The sequence below is a fragment of the Streptomyces bugieae genome, assembly GCF_036352915.1.
Lineage (GTDB): Bacteria > Actinomycetota > Actinomycetes > Streptomycetales > Streptomycetaceae > Streptomyces > Streptomyces endophytica.
In genome coordinates this window covers 21,053-41,005 of record NZ_JAZBJP010000032.1, presented here as the reverse complement: position 1 = coordinate 41,005, position 19,953 = coordinate 21,053, and the positions used below count along the sequence as shown (strand labels likewise).

Annotated in this window: 16 protein-coding genes; 15 read left to right on the top strand and 1 reads right to left on the bottom strand. The window is 71.1% G+C overall.

The window, feature by feature from the left end; translation table 11 throughout:
- Nucleotides 1–18: 18 nt before the first annotated feature.
- The 13 genes from V2J85_RS32525 to V2J85_RS32465 all read left to right on the top strand — a co-directional run bounded on the left by V2J85_RS32525 (nucleotide 19) and on the right by V2J85_RS32465 (nucleotide 14,491).
- Nucleotides 19–1,752, top strand: a complete 1,734-nt coding sequence (locus V2J85_RS32525) for a UDP-N-acetylmuramoyl-L-alanyl-D-glutamate--2,6-diaminopimelate ligase (protein WP_330823595.1) — start codon at nucleotides 19–21, stop codon at nucleotides 1,750–1,752.
- A gap of 62 nt (nucleotides 1,753–1,814) precedes the next feature.
- Nucleotides 1,815–3,266, top strand: coding sequence for a UDP-N-acetylmuramoyl-tripeptide--D-alanyl-D-alanine ligase (locus V2J85_RS32520; RefSeq protein ID WP_261952011.1), 1,452 nt, complete (start codon nucleotides 1,815–1,817; stop codon nucleotides 3,264–3,266).
- 5 nt (nucleotides 3,267–3,271) lie between these two features.
- On the top strand, nucleotides 3,272–4,336 hold the full coding sequence (mraY, locus tag V2J85_RS32515; RefSeq protein ID WP_261957163.1) for a phospho-N-acetylmuramoyl-pentapeptide-transferase: 1,065 nt from the start codon (nucleotides 3,272–3,274) through the stop codon (nucleotides 4,334–4,336).
- Between the two features lie 41 nt (nucleotides 4,337–4,377).
- Nucleotides 4,378–5,799 carry a UDP-N-acetylmuramoyl-L-alanine--D-glutamate ligase gene (murD, locus tag V2J85_RS32510; protein WP_261957164.1) on the top strand — a complete coding sequence of 474 codons (1,422 nt, stop codon included), beginning with the start codon at nucleotides 4,378–4,380 and terminating at the stop codon, nucleotides 5,797–5,799.
- A gap of 58 nt (nucleotides 5,800–5,857) precedes the next feature.
- Nucleotides 5,858–7,282: a putative lipid II flippase FtsW gene (ftsW, locus tag V2J85_RS32505; RefSeq protein WP_265363110.1), complete on the top strand. Its 1,425-nt coding sequence runs from the start codon at nucleotides 5,858–5,860 to the stop codon at nucleotides 7,280–7,282.
- A 6-nt stretch (nucleotides 7,283–7,288) separates the two neighbouring features.
- Nucleotides 7,289–8,380 (top strand): undecaprenyldiphospho-muramoylpentapeptide beta-N-acetylglucosaminyltransferase, encoded by a 1,092-nt coding sequence (murG, locus tag V2J85_RS32500; RefSeq protein ID WP_030415220.1) that lies wholly within the window; start codon nucleotides 7,289–7,291, stop codon nucleotides 8,378–8,380.
- A gap of 22 nt (nucleotides 8,381–8,402) precedes the next feature.
- A complete protein-coding gene (locus V2J85_RS32495) occupies nucleotides 8,403–9,218 on the top strand; it encodes a cell division protein FtsQ/DivIB (RefSeq protein WP_330823594.1) in 816 nt (271 codons plus the stop codon).
- Between the two features lie 283 nt (nucleotides 9,219–9,501).
- A complete protein-coding gene (gene ftsZ / locus V2J85_RS32490) occupies nucleotides 9,502–10,755 on the top strand; it encodes a cell division protein FtsZ (RefSeq protein ID WP_261952014.1) in 1,254 nt (417 codons plus the stop codon).
- 14 nt (nucleotides 10,756–10,769) lie between these two features.
- Nucleotides 10,770–11,516: a peptidoglycan editing factor PgeF gene (pgeF, locus tag V2J85_RS32485; RefSeq protein ID WP_330823593.1), complete on the top strand. Its 747-nt coding sequence runs from the start codon at nucleotides 10,770–10,772 to the stop codon at nucleotides 11,514–11,516.
- Nucleotides 11,513–12,235, top strand: a complete 723-nt coding sequence (locus V2J85_RS32480; RefSeq protein ID WP_261952016.1) for a YggS family pyridoxal phosphate-dependent enzyme — start codon at nucleotides 11,513–11,515, stop codon at nucleotides 12,233–12,235. The genes pgeF and V2J85_RS32480 overlap by 4 nt, the downstream gene beginning before the upstream one ends.
- 122 nt (nucleotides 12,236–12,357) lie before the next feature.
- Nucleotides 12,358–12,978 carry a cell division protein SepF gene (gene sepF, locus V2J85_RS32475; protein WP_030415215.1) on the top strand — a complete coding sequence of 207 codons (621 nt, stop codon included), beginning with the start codon at nucleotides 12,358–12,360 and terminating at the stop codon, nucleotides 12,976–12,978.
- 66 nt (nucleotides 12,979–13,044) lie between these two features.
- Entirely contained in the window at nucleotides 13,045–13,338 is a 294-nt protein-coding gene (locus V2J85_RS32470; RefSeq protein ID WP_030415214.1) for a YggT family protein, read from the top strand.
- Nucleotides 13,339–13,387: 49 nt separating this feature from the next.
- Nucleotides 13,388–14,491 (top strand): DivIVA domain-containing protein, encoded by a 1,104-nt coding sequence (locus V2J85_RS32465; protein ID WP_330823592.1) that lies wholly within the window; start codon nucleotides 13,388–13,390, stop codon nucleotides 14,489–14,491.
- Nucleotides 14,492–14,723: 232 nt separating this feature from the next.
- Here V2J85_RS32465 and ileS read toward each other — a convergent pair whose 3' ends face one another.
- Entirely contained in the window at nucleotides 14,724–17,867 is a 3,144-nt protein-coding gene (gene ileS, locus V2J85_RS32460) for an isoleucine--tRNA ligase (protein ID WP_261952018.1), read from the bottom strand.
- Nucleotides 17,868–18,499: 632 nt separating this feature from the next.
- Here ileS and V2J85_RS32455 point away from each other — a divergent pair.
- A complete protein-coding gene (locus V2J85_RS32455; RefSeq protein WP_261952019.1) occupies nucleotides 18,500–19,213 on the top strand; it encodes a TraR/DksA family transcriptional regulator in 714 nt (237 codons plus the stop codon).
- Nucleotides 19,214–19,341: 128 nt separating this feature from the next.
- On the top strand, nucleotides 19,342–19,938 hold the full coding sequence (gene lspA, locus V2J85_RS32450) for a signal peptidase II (protein ID WP_261952020.1): 597 nt from the start codon (nucleotides 19,342–19,344) through the stop codon (nucleotides 19,936–19,938).
- Nucleotides 19,939–19,953 lie beyond the last annotated feature (15 nt).

Below are 19,953 nucleotides of genomic sequence, written 5' to 3'. Positions count from 1 at the left end.
AATCGAGGCAATCCCGCCGTGACGACCATCACCCCCGACGGCCTCCCCGAGCCCGCCGACCGCGCCCCCACACGGCCCTCACTTCGCCCCGGGCCCGATCGGCCCGGTACGCTCACCGCCGTGTCACACGCTGATCAGTCCCCGAACGCCCCGCACGCTCAGAAGGGTGGCCCCGGCACCTACCCGGGAGCGCCGCGCCCTGACCACGTCCGCCCCACCCCCCTGGCGGACCTCGCCGAGCAGCTGGGCACCCCCGCGCTCGCACCCGAGCATGCAGAGGCCCACGTCACCGGCATCACGCACGACTCCCGGGCGGTCCGCCCCGGCGACGTCTACGCGGCGCTGCCCGGCGCCCGGCTGCACGGCGCCGACTTCGTCGCCCAGGCCGCCGACCTCGGTGCCGCGGCGATCCTGACGGACCCGTCCGGCGCCGACCGCGCGGCCGCCACCGGCCTGCCGGTCCTCGTCGTCGACAACCCGCGCGGACGGATGGGCGCCCTGGCCGTCTCCATCTACGGCGCGCCGGGCGAGGACCTGCTCCAGATCGGCATCACCGGCACCTCCGGCAAGACCACCACCGCCTACCTCATCGAGGGCGGGCTGCGGGCCGCCGCGGCCAAGCGCCCCGACGGCGGGCTGACCGGCCTGATCGGCACCGTGGAGACCCGGATCGGTGACGAGCGGATCAAGTCCGAGCGCACCACCCCCGAGGCCACCGACCTGCAGGCCCTGTTCGCCGTGATGCGCGAGCGCGGCGTCCGCGCCCTCGCCATGGAGGTCTCCAGCCACGCCCTGGTCCTCGGCCGGGTCGACGGCTGCGTCTTCGACGTCGCGATCTTCAACAACCTCAGCCCGGAGCACATGGAGTTCCACTCCGGGATGGAGGACTACTTCCAGGCCAAGGCCCAGCTGTTCACCAAGGCCCGCAGCCGGGCCGGCGTGGTCAACCTCGACGACGAATACGGCCGGCGGCTGGCCGAGGGCGAGTCCGAGGTCCCGGTCACCACCTTCTCCGCCGAGGGCCACCCGGACGCCGACTGGCGCGCCTCCGACGTCGAGGTCGGCGCGCTCGGCTCCACCTTCACCGTGCACGGCCCCGACGGGCAGACGCTGCGCGCCGCCTCCCCGATCGCCGGCCCGTTCAACGTCGCCAACGCGCTCGCCGCGATCACCGCACTGGTCGTCGCCGGCATCGACCCGCAGACCGCGGCCGACGGCGTCGCCGCGGTGCCCGGCGTCCCCGGCCGCCTGGAGCGCGTCGACGCCGGCCAGCCGTACCTGGCGGTGGTCGACTACGCCCACAAGACCGACGCCGTCGAATCGGTCCTGCGCGCGCTGCGCAAGGTCACCGACGGCAAGCTGCACGCCGTCCTCGGCTGCGGCGGCGACCGCGACCCGCACAAGCGCGCCCCCATGGGTGCCGCGGTCGCCCGCCTCGCCGACACGGCCATCCTGACCTCCGACAATCCGCGGGGCGAGGACCCGCTCGCGATCCTCGCCACCATGCTGGCGGGCGCCGCGGAGGTCCCGATCCACGAACGCGGCACGGTCCTGGTGGAAGAAGAGCGGGCCGCCGCCATCGCCGCCGCCGTCGCCCGCGCCGAGCCCGGCGACACCGTGATCGTCGCGGGCAAGGGCCACGAGCAGGGCCAGGACATCGCCGGAGTGGTGCGCCCCTTCGACGACCGCCAGGTGCTGCGCGAGGCCATCGAGGCTTCCCAGACGTCACCGCACCCGAAACACCAGGGATGACACTCCGCCATGCGCGCACAACCGATTCCCCGTCACCGCTCGCCGCTCGCCGGGGGTGACCTGTGATCTCCCTGTCCCTCGCCGAGATCGCGAGCATCGTCGGCGGGCAGCAGTACGACATACCGGACGCCGACCGCCAGGTCACCGGACCGGTCGTCGCCGACTCCCGGGCGGTCCGCCCCGGCGGCCTGTTCGTGGCCTTCGCCGGGGAACGCGTCGACGGCCATGACTTCGCCCGCGGCGCCGTCGAGGCCGGCGCGGTGGCCGTACTGGCCGCCCGCCCCCTCGGCGTCCCGGCGATCGTCGTGCACGACGTCACCGCCGCGCTCGGCGCACTCGCCCGCGCCGTCGTCGAGCGGCTGGGCACCACCGTCGTGGGCCTGACCGGCTCGGCCGGCAAGACCAGCACCAAGGACCTGATCGCCCAACTGCTGCAGCGGCACGGCCCGACCGTCTGGCCCGAGGGCAACCTCAACAACGAGATCGGGCTGCCGCTGACCGCGCTGCGCGCCGATGAGACGACCCGTCACCTCGTGCTGGAGATGGGCGCCCGCGGCGTCGGCCACATCCGCTACCTCGCCGCGCTGACCCCGCCCCGGATCGGCGTGGTGCTCAACGTCGGCTCCGCGCACATCGGCGAGTTCGGCGGCCGCGCGCAGATCGCGGAGGCAAAGGGCGAACTCGTCGAGGCGCTGCCCGCGGCCGAGGACGGCGGGATCGCGGTGCTCAACGCCGACGACCCGTACGTCCGCGCCATGACGGCCCGCACCAAGGCCCGCACGGTGCTGTTCGGCGAGGCCGAGGACGCCGCCGTACGCGCCGTGAATGTCCGGCTCACGGAGCTCGGACAGCCCGCTTTCACGCTTCACACACCCTCCGGGTGCAGCGATGTGACCATGCGGCTGTACGGTGAGCACCACGTGTCGAACGCGCTCGCCGCGGCCGCCGTCGCCCATGAGTTGGGCATGCCCGTAGACGAGATCGCCACCGCGCTCTCCGAAGCCGGCACGCTCTCCCGCTGGCGTATGGAGGTCACCGAGCGCGCGGACGGCGTGACGGTCGTCAACGACGCCTACAACGCGAACCCCGAGTCCATGCGAGCGGCGCTGCGTGCGCTGGTCGCCATGGGCGCAGCCAGACAGGCCAAGGGCGGTCGTACGTGGGCGGTGCTCGGTGAGATGGCCGAGCTGGGCGAGGAGTCACTCGCCGAACACGACGCGGTCGGGCGCCTGGTCGTCCGGCTCAACGTCAGCAAGCTCGTGGCGGTCGGCGGCAGGGAAGCGGCCTGGCTCGACATGGGCGCCAAGAACGAGGGTTCGTGGGGTGAGGAGTCGGTGCACGTGTCCGACACGCGGGCGGCGGTCGACCTGTTGCGCAGCGAGCTGCGGCCGGGAGACGTCGTGCTGGTGAAGGCGTCCAGGTCGGTGGGGCTGGAGCGGGTCGCCGCAGCACTGCTGGATGACGCAGGGCTGTCGGGCGCCGCGGGCGCCGAGGGTGGAGCCGCAGCCCGATGAACTCGATGAAGCAGATCCTCTTCTCCGGAATGATCGGGCTCTTCCTGACCCTGATCGGCACCCCGCTGCTGATCAAACTGCTGGCCAAGAAGGGGTACGGGCAGTTCATCCGCGATGACGGCCCGCGCACCCACGGCAGCAAGAAGGGGACGCCCACCATGGGTGGCATCTCCTTCATCCTGGCGACGATCATCGCCTACGTCATCACGAAGGTGATCACCTCCAGCGACCCGACGTTCTCGGGCGTGCTGGTGCTCTTCCTCTTCGCGGGGATGGGCCTGGTCGGCTTCCTCGACGACTACATCAAGATCGTCAAGCAGCGTTCGCTGGGTCTGCGGGCCAAGGCGAAGATGGCCGGCCAGCTGATCGTCGGTATCGCCTTCGCGGTGCTCTCGCTGCAGTTCGCGGACCTGCGCGGACAGACCCCGGCCTCGGACCGGCTGTCCTTCACCCAGGACTTCGGCTGGCAGATCGGCCCGGTGCTCTTCGTCATCTGGGCGCTGTTCATGATCCTGGCGATGTCCAACGGCGTGAACCTCACCGACGGCCTCGACGGCCTGGCCACCGGCGCCTCGGTGATGGTCTTCGGCGCGTACACCTTCATCGGCATCTGGCAGCACCAGGAGTCCTGCGCCAACCAGATCACCGCCGGACCGGGCTGTTACGAGGTCCGCGACCCCCTCGACCTGGCGGTCGTGGCCTCCGCCTTGATGGGCGCCTGCTTCGGCTTCCTGTGGTGGAACACCTCGCCCGCCAAGATCTTCATGGGGGACACCGGCTCGCTGGCCCTGGGCGGCGCGCTCGCCGGCCTGGCCATCTGCTCCCGCACGGAGCTGCTGCTCGCCCTCCTGGGCGGCCTGTTCGTCCTGATCACCATGTCCGTGGTCATCCAGGTCGGCTCCTTCAAGATGACCGGCAAGCGGGTCTTCCGGATGGCGCCACTACAGCACCACTTCGAACTCAAGGGGTGGTCCGAAGTCCTTGTGGTGGTCAGGTTCTGGATCATCCAGGGCATGTGCGTCATCGTGGGACTCGGCATCTTCTACGGCGGCTGGCAGGCAGCGAAGTGACCACGCACGACCCGGACCGGATCCCCGAGGGGTTCGCCGGCATGAACGTCACCGTCGCCGGCCTCGGCGTGAGCGGCATCAGTGCCGCCCGCGCCCTGGCCGGCCTCGGCGCCCGCGTCACGGTCGTGGACGGCGGCGCGGGCGAGAAGCAGCAGGAATCCGCGCGCGAGCTGGAGGCGGCCGGGATCGCCGTCCGCCTCGGCGACGGCGAGACCCTGCCCGAGGGCACCGACCTGGTCGTCACCTCGCCCGGCTGGAAGCCGGACAGCCCGCTGTTCGCGGCGGCCGCGGCGGCCGGTGTGGACGTCGTCGGCGACGTGGAGATCGCCTGGCGGCTGCGCGGTCCGGACGCGGCCGACTGGCTCGCGGTCACCGGCACGAACGGCAAGACCACCACCGTCCGGATGCTCGCCGCCATCCTGGAGGCCGAGGGCCTGCACACCACGGCCGTCGGCAACATCGGCACCCCGATCGTCGACGTCGTGCTGAACCAGGGCAAGGACGGCGCCCGCCCCTACGACGTGCTCGCCGTCGAGCTCTCCAGCTACCAGCTGCACTGGGCCCCGTCGCTGCGCGCGCACTCCGCCGCGGTCCTCAACCTCGCCCCCGACCACCTCGACTGGCACGGCTCCATGGCGGCGTACGCCGCCGACAAGGGCCGGATCTACGAGGGCAACCGCGTCGCCTGCGTCTACAACGTGGCCGACCGGGCCACCGAGGACCTGGTGCGCGAGGCCGACGTCGAGGAGGGCTGCCGCGCCATCGGCTTCACCCTCGGCACCCCGGGCCCCTCCGAACTCGGTGTCGTCGACGGCATCCTCGTCGACCGCGCCTTCGTCGAGAACCGGCAGAAGCAGGCCCAGGAGCTCGCCGAGGTCTCCGACATCGCCCCCGGCTCCGGGCCCGCCGCCCCGCACAACGTCGCCAACGCCCTCGCGGCCGCCGCGCTGGCCCGGGCCTACGGCGTCAGCCCGGCCGCGGTGCGCGACGGACTGCGCGCCTTCCACCCGGAGGCCCACCGCATCCAGCACATCGCGGAGATCGACGGCGTCCGCTACATCGACGACTCCAAGGCCACCAACACGCACGCCGCCGAGGCGTCGCTGGCGGCGTACGAGCACATCGTGTGGATCGCCGGCGGGCTCGCCAAGGGCGCGACCTTCGACGAGCTGGTGAAGACGGCGGTGGCCCGGCTGCGCGGGGTGGTGCTGATCGGCGCCGATCGGGCGCTGATTCGCGAAGCCCTGGCGCGACACGCCCCCGAGGTCCCGGTCGTCGACCTCGACCGGACCGACACTGGGGCGATGCCCGAGGCCGTCCGGGAAGCGACCCGTCTGGCCCAGCCCGGCGACACCGTCCTGCTGGCTCCGGCCTGTGCCTCGATGGACATGTTCGTCAATTACAACAAGCGGGGCGACGCCTTCGCCGACGCGGTCCGCGAGCTGACCGCGAGGGACCAGTAGACCGTTTCTCCCCGTGGCCGCCGGCTGCCGGCGGCGAGCGCACCTGGAGGGGACGAGGATGACGGCCCGATCGGCGGACGCAGGCAGAGCGGGCGGGGGATCGTCCGCCCGACCGGGCGCGAAATCGTCGGCGCGAGCGGGCGGGCGCCCGTCCGCCCCCGCCCGTCCGCCCCGCCGGCCCGCGACGGCGCGCCCGGCGCGTGGCGGCCGTCCGTCGGCCGGTGGTCCGCGGCGGCTGCTGGACCGGCTGAAGCGCGCCTGGGACCGTCCGCTGACCGCGTACTACCTGATCCTCGGCGGCAGTCTGCTGATCACGGTCCTGGGCCTGGTGATGGTCTACTCGGCGTCCCAGATCAAGGCGCTGCAGTCCGGCCTCGCCCCGTCGTTCTTCTTCCGCAAACAGTTGCTCGCGGCCGTGCTCGGCGGCGGGCTGCTGCTGATCGCCACCCGGATGCCGGTCCGGATGCACCGTACGCTGGCCTATCCACTGCTCACGATCTCGGTCTTCCTGATGTGCCTGGTGCAGATTCCGGGCATAGGGGTCGCGGTCAACGGCAACCAGAACTGGATCAACCTCGGCGGCCCTTTCCAGATGCAACCGAGCGAGTTCGCCAAGCTCGCGCTGGTCCTGTGGGGCGCCGACCTGCTGGCCCGCAAGCATGACAAGAAGCTGCTGGTGCAGTGGAAGCACCTACTGGTACCGCTGATCCCGGTGGCGTTCCTGCTGCTCGGCCTGATCATGCTCGGCGGCGACATGGGCACCGCGATCATTCTCACGGCGATCCTCTTCGGGCTGCTGTGGCTGGCCGGTGCGCCGACCCGGCTGTTCGTCGGCGTGCTGGGCACCGCGACGGTGATCGGCGCACTGCTGATCAAGACCAGCGCCAACCGGATGTCCCGGCTGGCCTGCATCGGCGCGACCGATCCGGGCCCCGGTGACCAGTGCTGGCAGGCCGTGCACGGGATCTACGCCCTGGCCTCCGGCGGATTCTTCGGTTCCGGCCTGGGCGCAAGTATGGAAAAATGGGGTGAACTCCCTGAACCGCACACCGACTTCATCTTCGCCATCACCGGGGAGGAACTGGGTCTGGCGGGGACGCTGTCGGTCCTCGCCCTCTTCGCGGCTCTAGGCTATGCGGGTATCCGCGTGGCCGGACGCACGGAGGACCCCTTCGTACGGTACGCCGCGGGAGGCGTGACCACCTGGATCACGGCCCAGGCCGTGGTCAACATCGGTGCGGTGCTCGGTCTGCTGCCGATCGCCGGTGTCCCGCTCCCGCTGTTCTCCTACGGAGGCTCCGCCCTGCTGCCGACGATGTTCGCCGTCGGGCTGCTGATCGCCTTCGCGCGTGACGAGCCCGCCGCACGGGCGGCACTGGCCGCGCTGGCTACGCGGAAGCCGGTTTTCGGCAGGAAACCGGCTGGGGTGAGATGGAAGACGATGAGACGGCGCGTCAAGAAGCGGCCGTCCGGAGAGCGGTGAATTTCGGTGCATGTCGTACTCGCCGGTGGGGGGACCGCCGGCCACATCGAGCCCGCGCTCGCCCTCGCGGACGCACTGCGGAGGCAGGACCCCACCGTGGGGATCACGGCACTCGGCACGGAGAAGGGGCTGGAGACCCGGCTCGTCCCGGAGCGCGGCTATGAGCTGGGCCTCATCCCGGCCGTCCCGCTGCCGCGCAAGCCCACCCCCGAACTGATCACCGTCCCCGGGCGGCTGCGCGGCACGATCAAGGCCGCCGAGCAGATCCTGGAGCGCACCAAGGCGGACTGCGTGGTCGGCTTCGGCGGCTACGTGGCGCTGCCCGGCTATCTGGCCGCCAAGCGGCTCGGCGTGCCGATCATCGTCCACGAGGCCAACGCCCGCCCCGGCCTGGCCAACAAGATCGGTTCGCGGTACGCGAAATTCGTCGCCGTCAGCACCCCCGACAGCAAGCTGCGCGGCGCCCGCTACGTCGGCATCCCACTGCGTCGCACCATCGCCACCCTCGACCGGGCCGCGGTCCGCCCCGAGGCGCGCGCCGCCTTCGGCCTCGACCCCAACCTGCCGACCCTGCTGGTGTCCGGTGGCTCCCAGGGTGCCCGCCGGCTGAACGAGGTCATCCAGGCCGCCGTGCCGGCCCTCCAGCGGGCCGGCATCCAGGTGCTCCATGCGGTCGGTCCGAAGAACGAATTGCCGCATGTGGACAACATGCCCGGGATGCCACCCTATGTCCCGGTACCGTACGTGGACCGGATGGATCTCGCGTACGCCGCGGCGGACATGATGCTCTGCCGCGCGGGCGCGATGACCGTCGCCGAGTTGTCCGCCGTCGGGCTGCCGGCCGCGTTCGTCCCGCTGCCCATCGGCAACGGCGAGCAGCGGCTGAACGCCCAGCCGCTGGTCAACGCCGGCGGGGGCCTGCTGGTCGACGACGCCCAGCTGACCCCGGACTGGGTGCAGGGCAACGTGCTCCCGGTCCTGGCCGATCCGCACCGGCTGTACGAGATGTCCCGCGCGGCCTCCGAGTTCGGCCGCCGGGACGCCGATGAACTGCTGGTCGGCATGGTGTACGAGGCGATCGAGCAGCACCGCAAGTAGCGCACGAGAGAAGGCAGGGAGCGTGGCCGGACCGACAACCGCCCGGCGCGGCGAGAAGAAGTCACCGTCCGGCCCGCCCTCCTCCGCGGAGGTGCGCGGGCGAAGACTCCGCTGGGTGCGCCTGCCCCGTCGCGCGCCGGGCCGCCGCGGTCTGATCATCATCCTGGTCCTCGCGGTGGTGCTCGGCGCGTTCGGCGTCTGGGCGCTCTACGCGTCCGACTGGCTGCGGCTGGAGCGCGTCCGGGCCACCGGCACCGATGTCCTGACCCCGCGTGAGGTCGTCGCGGCGGCGCACGCCCCGATGGACGCCCCGCTGGTCTCGGTGGACACCGACGCCCTCGAACACCGGCTGCGCGCCCGGCTGCCGCGCATCAAGACCGTTGACGTGGAACGGTCCTGGCCGCACACCATCAGTCTCAAAGTGACGGAAAGAACCCCGGAACTGCTGATGCAAACGGGCGGAAAGTTTGCCGAAGTGGACGCCGAGGGCGTCCGGTTCGCCACCGTCGCCACCGCTCCCAAGGGCATTCCGCTTCTGGAAATGTCCGTTTCCGACTCCCCGAGTCTGCGCCAGTTCGGTCCCGACCGGTTGCGGCGCGCGGCGGTCGAGGTCGCTCAGGACCTGCCCCCAGTCGTACGCAAAGACGTACGCAAGGTCCGAGTGCGGTCATATGACGCCATCAGCGTCGAACTGGCCGGCGGGCGCACGGTCGCCTGGGGCAGTCGCGAACAGGGCGCCGAAAAGGCGAAGGTGCTGGTCGCGCTGCTGAAAGCGGCCCGAACCGCCCGGCACTTCGACGTCTCGGTCCCCAGCGCCCCTGCGGTGTCGGGGAGTTGACGTACCAAGTCGCAGGCCAGCACCCTGGATGGCTACGACTATGGGTGATCACATAGGGTGAAAAGAAAAACGGGAGGTTCGGCGTGTTCGTTGAACGGGCGCGCCTTGTCGACTTAGTGTCTCGTTCCAAAGGGACTATGGAACCAAGGAACACAGGCACAGGTAACCCTAAACTTCAACGTTAGGGTTCGGGTCGGCGATACGGACCGTCCCAATCGGCATCAGTCGGCGTCCACGCGCAAGTGCGGCGACGACACGTAACTCGAGGCGAGAGGCCTTCGACGTGGCAGCACCGCAGAACTACCTCGCAGTCATCAAGGTCGTCGGCATCGGCGGCGGTGGCGTGAACGCCATCAACCGGATGATCGAGGTCGGGCTCAAGGGCGTCGAGTTCATCGCGATCAATACCGATGCGCAGGCGCTGCTGATGAGCGACGCCGACGTCAAGCTCGACGTCGGCCGCGAAATGACCCGCGGCCTCGGCGCCGGCGCCAACCCGGACGTGGGGCGCAAGGCGGCCGAGGACCACCGCGAGGAGATCGAGGAGGTCCTCAAGGGGGCCGACATGGTCTTCGTGACCGCGGGCGAGGGCGGCGGCACCGGCACCGGCGGCGCACCCGTCGTCGCCAACATCGCCCGCTCGCTGGGCGCCCTGACGATCGGTGTGGTCACCCGGCCGTTCACCTTCGAGGGCCGCCGTCGCGCCAACCAGGCCGAGGACGGCATCGCCCAGCTGCGCGAAGAGGTCGACACCCTCATCGTGATCCCCAACGACCGGCTGCTGTCCATCTCGGACCGCCAGGTGAGCGTGCTCGACGCGTTCAAGTCCGCGGACCAGGTGCTGCTGTCGGGTGTCCAGGGCATCACCGACCTGATCACCACGCCGGGCCTGATCAACCTCGACTTCGCCGACGTCAAGTCCGTGATGTCGGAGGCCGGCTCGGCCCTCATGGGCATCGGCTCGGCGCGCGGCGACGACCGCGCGGTGGCCGCCGCGGAGATGGCGATCTCCTCGCCGCTCCTGGAGGCGTCCATCGACGGCGCCCGCGGTGTGCTGCTGTCCATCTCCGGCGGCTCCGACCTCGGTCTCTTCGAGATCAACGAGGCCGCCCAGCTGGTCAGCGAGGCCGCGCACCCGGAGGCCAACATCATCTTCGGCGCGGTCATCGACGACGCGCTGGGCGACGAGGTCCGGGTCACCGTCATCGCCGCGGGCTTCGACGGCGGCCAGCCGCCGGCCCGCCGCGATGCGCAGGCCGCCCTGTCGTCCCCGAAGCGCGAGGAGCCGGCCCCGGCCGCCAGCCGTCCGGCCGCCCCGCCCGAGCCCCGCACCCCGTCGTCCTTCGGCGGCCTGGGCTCCGTCCCCGTACGGGACGCCGGGGCCTCCGCGGAGCGTGGTGAGCCGGCCGCCGAGCCGTCGTCCACGCTGGGCGAGGTCGCCTCCACCCCGTCGAGCGGGCCGCAGGTTCCCCCGGCCCGTCCGTCGTACTCCGACAGCGCGGCCGAGGAACTCGACGTTCCCGACTTCCTGAAGTGACGTAAAGCACCGAAGTGATAGGGCAACAGCACCACGAGAGCGGCGCGCACTTCGCCTTCACCGACAGGTGGGGCGGGGTGAGCGCCGCTCCGTATGAGCAGCTCAACCTGGGGGGCGCGGTCGGCGACGACCCGCAGGCCGTCCGCACCAACCGCGCCCGCGCGGCCGGCGCGCTCGGTCTCGACCCGGCCGCGGTGATCTGGATGAACCAGGTCCACGGCCGGGACGTGGCGGTGGTCGACGGCCCCTGGCGCGACGCCGACGTCCCCTGCGTGGACGCGGTGGTGACGGCCCGCCGGGGTCTCGTGCTCGCCGTTCTGACCGCCGACTGCACCCCGGTGCTGCTCGCCGACCCGGTCGCGGGCATCACCGGAGCGGCACACGCCGGCCGGCCCGGCCTGGTCGCCGGCGTCGTACCGGCGGCAGTCGAGGCGATGACCGAACTGGGCGCGGAGCCGGCCCGGATCCTCGCGTACACCGGACCGGCGATCTGCGGGCGCTGCTACGAGGTGCCCGACCGGATGCGGTCCGACGTCGCGGCGGTGGTGCCCGAGGCGCACGCGACGACCAGCTGGGGCACCCCGGCGGTGGACGTCACCGCAGGCGTACGGGCCCAACTCGCCGCGGCGGGCGTGCCGGTGCGTGACGATCCCCACATCCCGCCGGTCTGCACACGGGAATCCGCGGATCACTTCTCCTATCGGCGGGACCGCACGACCGGGCGGCTCGCGAGTTACGTGTGGCTGGACGGCGAGCTGTGACGGACGACCGTAGAACGGAACTGGCGACCAACCTGGCGCGGGTGGAGGAACGTATCTCCGCCGCCTGCGCCAAGGCCGGCCGGCCGCGGGACGAGGTGACGCTCATCGTCGTCACCAAGACCTACCCCGCGAGCGACGTCCGGCTGCTGGCGGAACTGGGGGTGCGCCAGGTCGCCGAGAACCGCGACCAGGAGGCGGCACCCAAGGCCGCCGAATGCACTGATTTGCCGCTTACTTGGCACTTCGTCGGTCAGTTGCAGACCAACAAGGTGCGGTCCGTGGCGAGTTATGCCGGAATTGTGCAGTCGGTCGACCGGGCGCGACTGGTCACCGCGCTCTCCAGGGAAGCCGTTCGCGCGGGCCGTGAGCTCGGATGCCTCGTCCAGGTGGCACTTGACGCCGAGTCGGGCCAGCAGGGCGACCGGGGCGGTGTGGCGCCGGACCGCGTTCCGGCGCTGGCGGAGGCGATCGCCGGGGCCGAAGGGCTGCGCCTGGACGGCGTGATGACGGTCGCGCCGCTGGCCGGGCCGTACGCGGGCCGCCAACTCGCCGCATTCGAACGGCTCATGGAAATCTCAACCGACCTGCGCGCCACCCATCCTGCTGCCAACATGGTGTCAGCAGGCATGAGCGCGGACCTCGAGGACGCCGTGGCGGCCGGAGCGACACATGTGCGCGTCGGTACCGCGGTACTCGGAGTCCGACCACGGCTCGGGTAACGTCGCCAAGCAAGTCGGACCACAGCACAATATATGGTCATTTCCGCAGAAAGCGGGGAGGCCGCGTGGATCCAAGGCCCTGGTGACGGAGCCGATCCACCACAGAGCGGAGGACGCAGAGAATGGCCGGCGCGATGCGCAAGATGGCGGTCTACCTCGGCCTCGTGGAGGACGATGGGTACGACGGCCGGGGGTTCGACCCCGACGACGAGTTCGAGCCCGAGCTCGACCCGGAACCCGACCGGGGACGGCGGCAACAGCACCAAGTGCAGGCCGAAACACGCCCGGAACGGGACGAACCCGTCCGTGCCGTGACGCCCCCGGCGCAACGCGAACCCGCCCCGCTCGCCCCGGAAAACGGACGACCCGCGCGAATCGCCCCCGTGTCATCCATCACACCCGACCGTCCGAATCTGGAGAAGAACGCACCGGTGATCATGCCCAAGGTTGTGTCCGAGCGGGAGCCCTACCGCATCACCACGCTGCACCCCCGGACCTACAACGAAGCCCGTACCATCGGGGAACACTTCCGTGAGGGCACTCCGGTGATCATGAATCTCACAGAGATGGATGACACCGATGCGAAGCGACTTGTCGACTTTGCGGCCGGTTTGGTGTTTGGTCTTCACGGCAGCATCGAGCGGGTGACGCAGAAGGTGTTCCTGTTGTCGCCTGCTAACGTCGATGTCACGGCGGAGGACAAGGCCCGTATCGCAGAGGGCGGGTTCTTCAACCAGAGCTGAGACGCAACACCGGGCACACCGAGGCCGTAGGGCCGACACAGAGGCAAGGGGAGAGGGACGCGCGAGATGAGTGTCGCTGGTCAGGTGATCTATATCGCGCTGTACTGCTTCCTGATCGTGTTGATCTTCCGGCTGGTGATGGACTATGTCTTCCAGTTCGCCCGTTCATGGCAACCCGGCAAGGCGATGGTGGTCATTCTGGAGGCCGCCTACACTGTCACTGATCCGCCACTCAAGCTTCTGCGGCGGGTAATCCCGCCGCTGCGTCTCGGGGGCGTGGCGCTCGACCTGTCCTTCTTCGTATTGATGATCATCGTCTACATCCTGATCACCGTCGTGAGGTCGGTGTTGTTGGTGTGAACGATACGGTCTTGCCGATTGCCGACGACTACGTTGAGGTGAAGTAGAGATGCCGTTGACCCCCGAGGACGTGCGGAACAAGCAGTTCACGACCGTCCGCCTCCGAGAAGGCTATGACGAGGACGAGGTCGATGCCTTCCTCGATGAGGTCGAAGCCGAACTGACCCGGCTCCTGCGGGAGAACGAGGACCTTCGCGCGAAGCTGGCCGCCGCCACTCGCGCCGCCGCGCAGAACCAGCAGCAGCAGGGTCTGCGCAAGGGACCGGACCAGCAGCAGGAGCAGCAGCAGCGTCCGGGGGCTCCCGTGCCCGCCGCCATATCCGGTCCGCAGCCGGTCCCGCCGCAGCAGCAGGGGATGGGTGGCCCGCCCCAACTGCCCGGTGGTGCACCGCAGCTGCCTCCTGGTCCCGGTGGCCACGGCCCGCAGGGCCCGCACGGTCCCGGTCCGATGGGCCCCGGCGGTCCGATGGGTGGCCCGATGGGCGGCCCCGGCGGCCCGCAGCAGCTGCCCGGCGGGCAGCAGGGTGGTCCCGGCGGTGACAGCGCCGCGCGCGTGTTGTCGCTGGCGCAGCAGACCGCCGACCAGGCGATCGCGGAGGCCCGTTCCGAGGCCAACAAGATCGTCGGCGAGGCGCGCAGCCGCGCCGAGGGCCTGGAGCGGGACGCCCGCGCCAAGGCCGACGCGCTGGAGCGGGACGCGCAGGAGAAGCACCGCGTGGCGATGGGCTCGCTGGAGTCGGCCCGCGCGACGCTGGAGCGCAAGGTCGAGGACCTGCGCGGCTTCGAGCGCGAGTACCGCACCCGGCTGAAGTCCTACCTGGAGAGCCAGCTGCGTCAGCTGGAGAACCAGGCGGACGACTCGCTCGCCCCGCCGCGGACCCCGGCGGCCGCCTCGCTGCCGCCGTCCCCGTCGATGGCGTCGGCCGGTGCCGGCACGATGGGCGGCAACCACACCATGGGTGGCGGCCAGACCATGGGCGGCAACCACTCGATGGGCAACGGCTCCAGCAGCGGTCCGTCCTACGGCGGTCAGCAGCAGATGTCGCCGGCGATGACCCAGCCGATGGCTCCGGTGCGGCCGCAGGGCCCGTCGCCGATGCAGCAGACCCCGTCGCCGATGAGGGGCTTCCTCATCGACGAGGACGACAACTGACGCCCGCCTGAGGCGTACCGTCGGCAATCAGGGCCGGGCCCCGAGGGACTTCCCTCGGGGCCCGGCCCTTTTGCGCGTCGTGCCGGACCTGCCGGGGTGCGCCCCGGGCCGGCCGGTGGCGGCCGTGCCTCTCTCGACAAAACGGGCCGAACTGCCTTTCCCTGTACGGAAATGACGAATGCCCCGGTGTGGTGCACACCGGGGCATTCGGGACGGGGTCGGGCCCCGGGGATTACGCCTTACGGAGGTGGAACGTCAGTGCCAGTGCCTCGTCGGCGAAGGCCGGGCCGTAGCCACCGTCCGGCTCGCCGGGGGCGAAGTCCGTGGCGAGGACCTCCTCGGCGATCAGACCGGCGTGCTCGGCGAGGGCCGTACGGACCTCCTCGTCGGACGACGCCCAGCGCAGCGCGATCCGGTCGGCGACGTCCAGGCCGCTGTTCTTCCGCGCCTCCTGGATCAGCCGGATCGCGTCCCGGGCCAGACCGGCCCGGCGCAGCTCGGGGGTGATCTCCAGGTCCAGGGCGACCGTGGCGCCCGCGTCGGAGGCCACCGACCAGCCCTCGCGCGGGGTTTCGGTGATGATCACCTCGTCCGGGGCGAGGGAGAGGGTCTCGCCGTCGACCTCGACGCTCGCCGTGCCCTCCCGGAGCGCGAGCGAGAGCGCCGCGGCGTCCGCGCCGGCGATGGCCTTGGCGACCGCCTGGACGCCCTTGCCGAACCGCTTGCCCAGCGCACGGAAGTTGGCCTTCGCGGTGGTGTCGACGAGCGAGCCGCCCACCTCCGACAGTGAGGCCAGCGAGCTGACGTTCAGCTCCTCGGCGATCTGGGCGCGCAGGTCCTCGGGCAGCCCGGCGAAGCCGTGGGCCGCGACCAGCGCGCGGGACAGCGGCTGGCGGGTCTTCACACCGGACTCGGCGCGGGTCGCCCGGCCCAGCTCGACCAGCCGGCGGACCAGCGCCATCTGGGCGGAGAGCGCCGGGTCGATCAGCGACTGCTCGGCGACCGGCCAGGTGGAGAGGTGGACGGAGTCCGGCGCGTCCGGGGTCACCGGGGCGACCAGGTCCTGCCAGACCCGCTCGGTGATGAACGGGGTGAGCGGCGCCATCAGGCGGGTGACCGTCTCGATGACCTCGTGGAGGGTGCGCAGCGCGGCCGCGTCGCCCTGCCAGAAGCGGCGGCGCGAGCGGCGGACGTACCAGTTGGACAGGTCGTCGACGAAGGTGGACAGCAGCTTGCCGGCGCGCTGGGTGTCGAAGGTCTCCAGCGACTCGGTGACCTGCTCGACGAGGGTGTTCAGCTCACCGAGCAGCCAGCGGTCCAGCAGCGGCCGCTCGGCCGGGGCCGGGTCGGACGCGGACGGCGCCCACTGGGACGTCCGGGCGTACAGCGCCTGGAAGGCGACGGTGTTCCAGTACGTCAGCAGGGTCTTGCGGACGACTTCCTGGATGGTGTTGTGGCCCACCCGGCGGGCGGCCCACGGCGAACCGCCGGCCGCCATGAACCAGCGGACCGCGTCCGCGCCGTGCTGGTCCATGAGCGGGATCGGCTGAAGGGTGTTGCCCAGGTGCTTGGACATCTTCCGGCCGTCCTCGGCGAGGATGTGGCCGAGGCAGACCACGTTCTCGTACGAGGACTTGTCGAAGACCAGGGTGCCGACGGCCATCAGCGTGTAGAACCAGCCGCGGGTCTGGTCGATGGCCTCCGAGATGAACTGCGCCGGGTAGCGCTTCTCGAACAGCTCCTTGTTGCGGTACGGGTAGCCCCACTGCGCGAACGGCATCGAGCCGGAGTCGTACCAGGCGTCGATGACCTCCGGGACGCGCACGGCGGTGTGGGCGCAGCCCTCCTGCGGGCAGCCGAAGGTGATCGCGTCGATGAACGGGCGGTGCGGGTCCAGGCCCGACTGGTCGGTGCCGGTCAGCTCGGTCAGCTCGGTGAGCGAGCCGACGCAGGTGAGGTGGTCGTCCTCGCAGCGCCAGATGGGCAGCGGGGTGCCCCAGTAGCGGTTGCGGGACAGTGCCCAGTCGATGTTGTTGCTCAGCCAGTCGCCGAAGCGGCCGTGCTTGACCGACTCGGGGAACCAGTTGGTGTTCTCGTTCTCCCGGAGGAGGGCGTCCTTGATCGCGGTGGTGCGGATGTACCACGACGGCTGGGCGTAGTAGAGCAGCGCGGTGTGGCAGCGCCAGCAGTGCGGGTAGCTGTGCTCGTAGGCGATGTGCTTGAAGAGCAGGCCGCGGGCGTCCAGGTCGGCCACCAGCGTGCCGTCGGCCTTCTTGAAGAACTGGCCGCCGACCAGCGGGAGTTCCTCCTCGAAGGTGCCGTCGGGGCGGACCGGGTTGACCACCGGGAGGCCGTACGCCTTGCAGGTCTTGAGGTCGTCCTCACCGAAGGCCGGGGCCTGGTGGACCAGGCCCGTGCCGTCGTCGGTCGTGACGTACTCGGCGTTGACGACGAAGTTGGCGCCCTCCAGCTCGACCAGGGAGAACGGGCGCTCGTAGGACCAGCGCTCCATCTCGCGGCCGGTGAAGGACTGGCCGGTGGCCTCCCAGCCCTCGCCCAGCGCCTTCTCCAGCAGCGGTTCGGCGACGACCAGCTTCTCCGTGCCGTCGGTGGCGACGACGTACGTGACGTCCGGGTGTGCGGCGGCGGCGACGTTGGAGACCAGGGTCCAGGGGGTCGTCGTCCAGATCAGGAGCGCGGCCTCGCCGGCCAGCGGGCCGGAGGTCAGCGGGAGGCGGACGTAGACCGAGGGGTCGACGACGGTTTCGTAGCCCTGCGCCAGCTCGTGGTCCGACAGGCCGGTACCGCAGCGCGGGCACCACGGGGCGACGCGGTGGTCCTGGACCAGCAGGCCCTTGGTGAAGATCTGCTTCAGCGACCACCAGACCGACTCGATGTAGTCGGGGTCCATGGTGCGGTAGGGGCTGTCGAGGTCGGTCCAGTAGCCCATCCGCGTGGTGAGCTCGGCGAAGGCGTCGGTGTGCCGGGTCACCGACTCGCGGCACTTGGCGTTGAACTCGGCGATGCCGTACGCCTCGATGTCCTTCTTGCCGCTGAAGCCGAGCTCCTTCTCGACGGTCAGCTCGACCGGCAGGCCGTGGCAGTCCCAGCCGGCCTTGCGGTCGACGTGGTAGCCCTGCATCGTGCGGAACCGGGGGAAGACGTCCTTGAAGACGCGGGCCTCGATGTGGTGCGCGCCGGGCATGCCGTTGGCCGTCGGCGGGCCCTCGAAGAAGACCCACTCGGGCCGGCCCTCGGACTGCTGGAGGGTGCGGGCGAAGATCTTCTGCTCCTGCCAGAAATCGAGCACGGCGTGCTCGAGGGCGGGCAGGTCGACCTGGGCGGGTACCTGGCGGTACAAGGGCTGCTCACTCATCGGGGGCTTCCTCCGGCGGACATCTGCTGCTTCTCCGTCCGGAGGGACGAGAGCCCTGGCTCCCGCGGTACCACCCTCCTTGGCGGTGCGTGTCGCACCGCCCCCTCATTGGGGTCGCGCTGCCGGTTCTACTCGCCCTGGACGGCCGGCGGCCCGTGGGGCGCAGCCCACTGTCCAGAGCTTTCTTCCGGCGGCTCCGGGGTGATCTTCACGCCGCGCACGCCCCCGGGCTTCCACCGTCCCCGGGTCGCTGCTGGCTGCGTACGGCGCTACTCGTCCCATCACTGCCTCTCGCTGGGCCCAGTGTACGGGGCGCCACCGACAGCGGCCGACCGAATTCCGACGGCCCTCGCACGGGCCCCGGGCGCGGGGTGCCGTAGGGGCTGCCGGGGCGGCGGCGCGGGACCGGGGCGCTCGGCCGGGGCCGTGACCCGAATGGCCAGCGGCCGGGTGCCGGACGGCCAAGCGGATTACCGGGCGGGCAGCGGGGCACAACCGAGGCAGACCGGACTTCCGGGCCGGGTGGCAGGACCCGATGGGGCGGTGCGTCCCGTTGCCGCGTGCTCTGTGGCGATTTATCGTTCCCGTCACGATTCGCGAATAAAAGTCACATATGTGAAGGGGTCGCGGCCATGGTGGCGAAGAAGACCGCCGCGGAGAAGAGCACGACGCCTGCCGGCGAGGCCGTCGCGAAGCAGCCCGCACCGAAGAACAGCACTCCGAAGAAGGCCGCTCCGAAGAAGGCGGCCGCCCGGAAGACGGCGGCCGAGAAGACCACGGCCAAGAAGACGGCGGCCGCGAAGACCGCGAAGCGGGCTCCGGCCACGAAGGCCGCGGTGCCCGCGAAGAAGACGGGAGCCAAGACGGTGGTGGCGAAGAAGACGGCGGCCGCGGCGGCCGGGGAGCACGGCAACGACTCCGCGGTGCCCGGGGTCCGCACGGCCGTGGCGCCCGGCGAGCTCGCCGTACGGCCCGGTGAGGACCCCTGGACGACCGCCGAGGTCGACGAGGCGCGGTCGGCGCTGCGGGAGGAGACGGAGCGGCTGCGGCTGGAGATCACCTCCGCCGAGGACGCCATCGCCGGGCTGATGCGCGACTCCGGCGACGGCGCCGGCGACGACGAGGCGGACACCGGCAGCAAGAACATCACCCGCGAACACGAGCTCGCGCTCGCCTCCAACGCCCGCGAGATGCTCCACCAGACCGAGCGCGCCCTCGGCCGGCTGGACGCGGGCACCTACGGACTGTGCGAGAACTGCGGCAACCCCATCGGCAAGGCGCGGATGCAGGCATTCCCCCGGGCGACGCTGTGCGTGGAGTGCAAGCAGAAGCAGGAGCGCCGCTGAGCCGGCGCCTCCCGACCGGTCGTCGCGGGCGGCCCCCGGACCGCCCGCGCCCGCACGTGTGTGCCGTACTCTCGTGGTTCAGCCAGGCACGGCCTGGCCGCGGACACGACGGGCTGAGGGACTCACACGTGGCAGAGGCGGAACGCATCACCGGCACGCCGGAACCCGAGCCGGGTACCGGAGCGGATCCCACACCGGGGGCCGCAGCGGAAGCACCGGCGGAGCAGGGCGCCGGCCGCGGCAAGCGGCGGATCGCCGCGCTGCTGCTGGTCGCGTGCGTCGTCTACCTGCTCGACCTGGGCAGCAAGCTGCTGGTCGTCGCCAAGCTGGAGAACCACGAGCCGATCCAGGTCATCGGCACGCTGCTGCAGTTCAACGTGATCCGCAACCGCGGCGCCGCCTTCAGCATCGGCGAGGCGCTGACGATCTTCCTGACGATCATCGCGGCGGCCGTGATCCTGGTCATCGCCCGGGTCGCCCGCAAGCTCTACAGCCTGCCCTGGGCCATCGCCCTCGGGCTGCTGCTCGGCGGCGCCTTCGGCAACCTCACCGACCGGATCTTCCGCTCGCCGGGCGTCTTCGAGGGCGCCGTGGTCGACTTCATCGCCCCCGCGCACTTCGCCGTCTTCAACCTCGCCGACTCCGCGATCGTCTGCGGCGGCATCCTGATCGTGATCCTCTCGTTCCGGGGGCTGGACCCCGACGGGACGCTCCACAAGGACTGACCGCGCGGCGGTCCG

Excerpts from the sequence above, each read along its gene's own strand:
- mraY (WP_261957163.1), top strand. The coding sequence starts at position 3,272 with ATGAAGCAGATCCTCTTCTCCGGAATGATCGGGCTCTTCCTGACCCTG.
- murD (WP_261957164.1), top strand. The coding sequence starts at position 4,378 with ATGAACGTCACCGTCGCCGGCCTCGGCGTGAGCGGCATCAGTGCCGCC.
- ftsW (WP_265363110.1), top strand. The coding sequence starts at position 5,858 with ATGACGGCCCGATCGGCGGACGCAGGCAGAGCGGGCGGGGGATCGTCC.
- sepF (WP_030415215.1), top strand. The coding sequence starts at position 12,358 with ATGGCCGGCGCGATGCGCAAGATGGCGGTCTACCTCGGCCTCGTGGAG.
- V2J85_RS32470 (WP_030415214.1), top strand. The coding sequence starts at position 13,045 with ATGAGTGTCGCTGGTCAGGTGATCTATATCGCGCTGTACTGCTTCCTG.
- V2J85_RS32465 (WP_330823592.1), top strand. The coding sequence starts at position 13,388 with ATGCCGTTGACCCCCGAGGACGTGCGGAACAAGCAGTTCACGACCGTC.
- ileS (WP_261952018.1), bottom strand. The coding sequence starts at position 17,867 with ATGAGTGAGCAGCCCTTGTACCGCCAGGTACCCGCCCAGGTCGACCTG.
- V2J85_RS32455 (WP_261952019.1), top strand. The coding sequence starts at position 18,500 with ATGGTGGCGAAGAAGACCGCCGCGGAGAAGAGCACGACGCCTGCCGGC.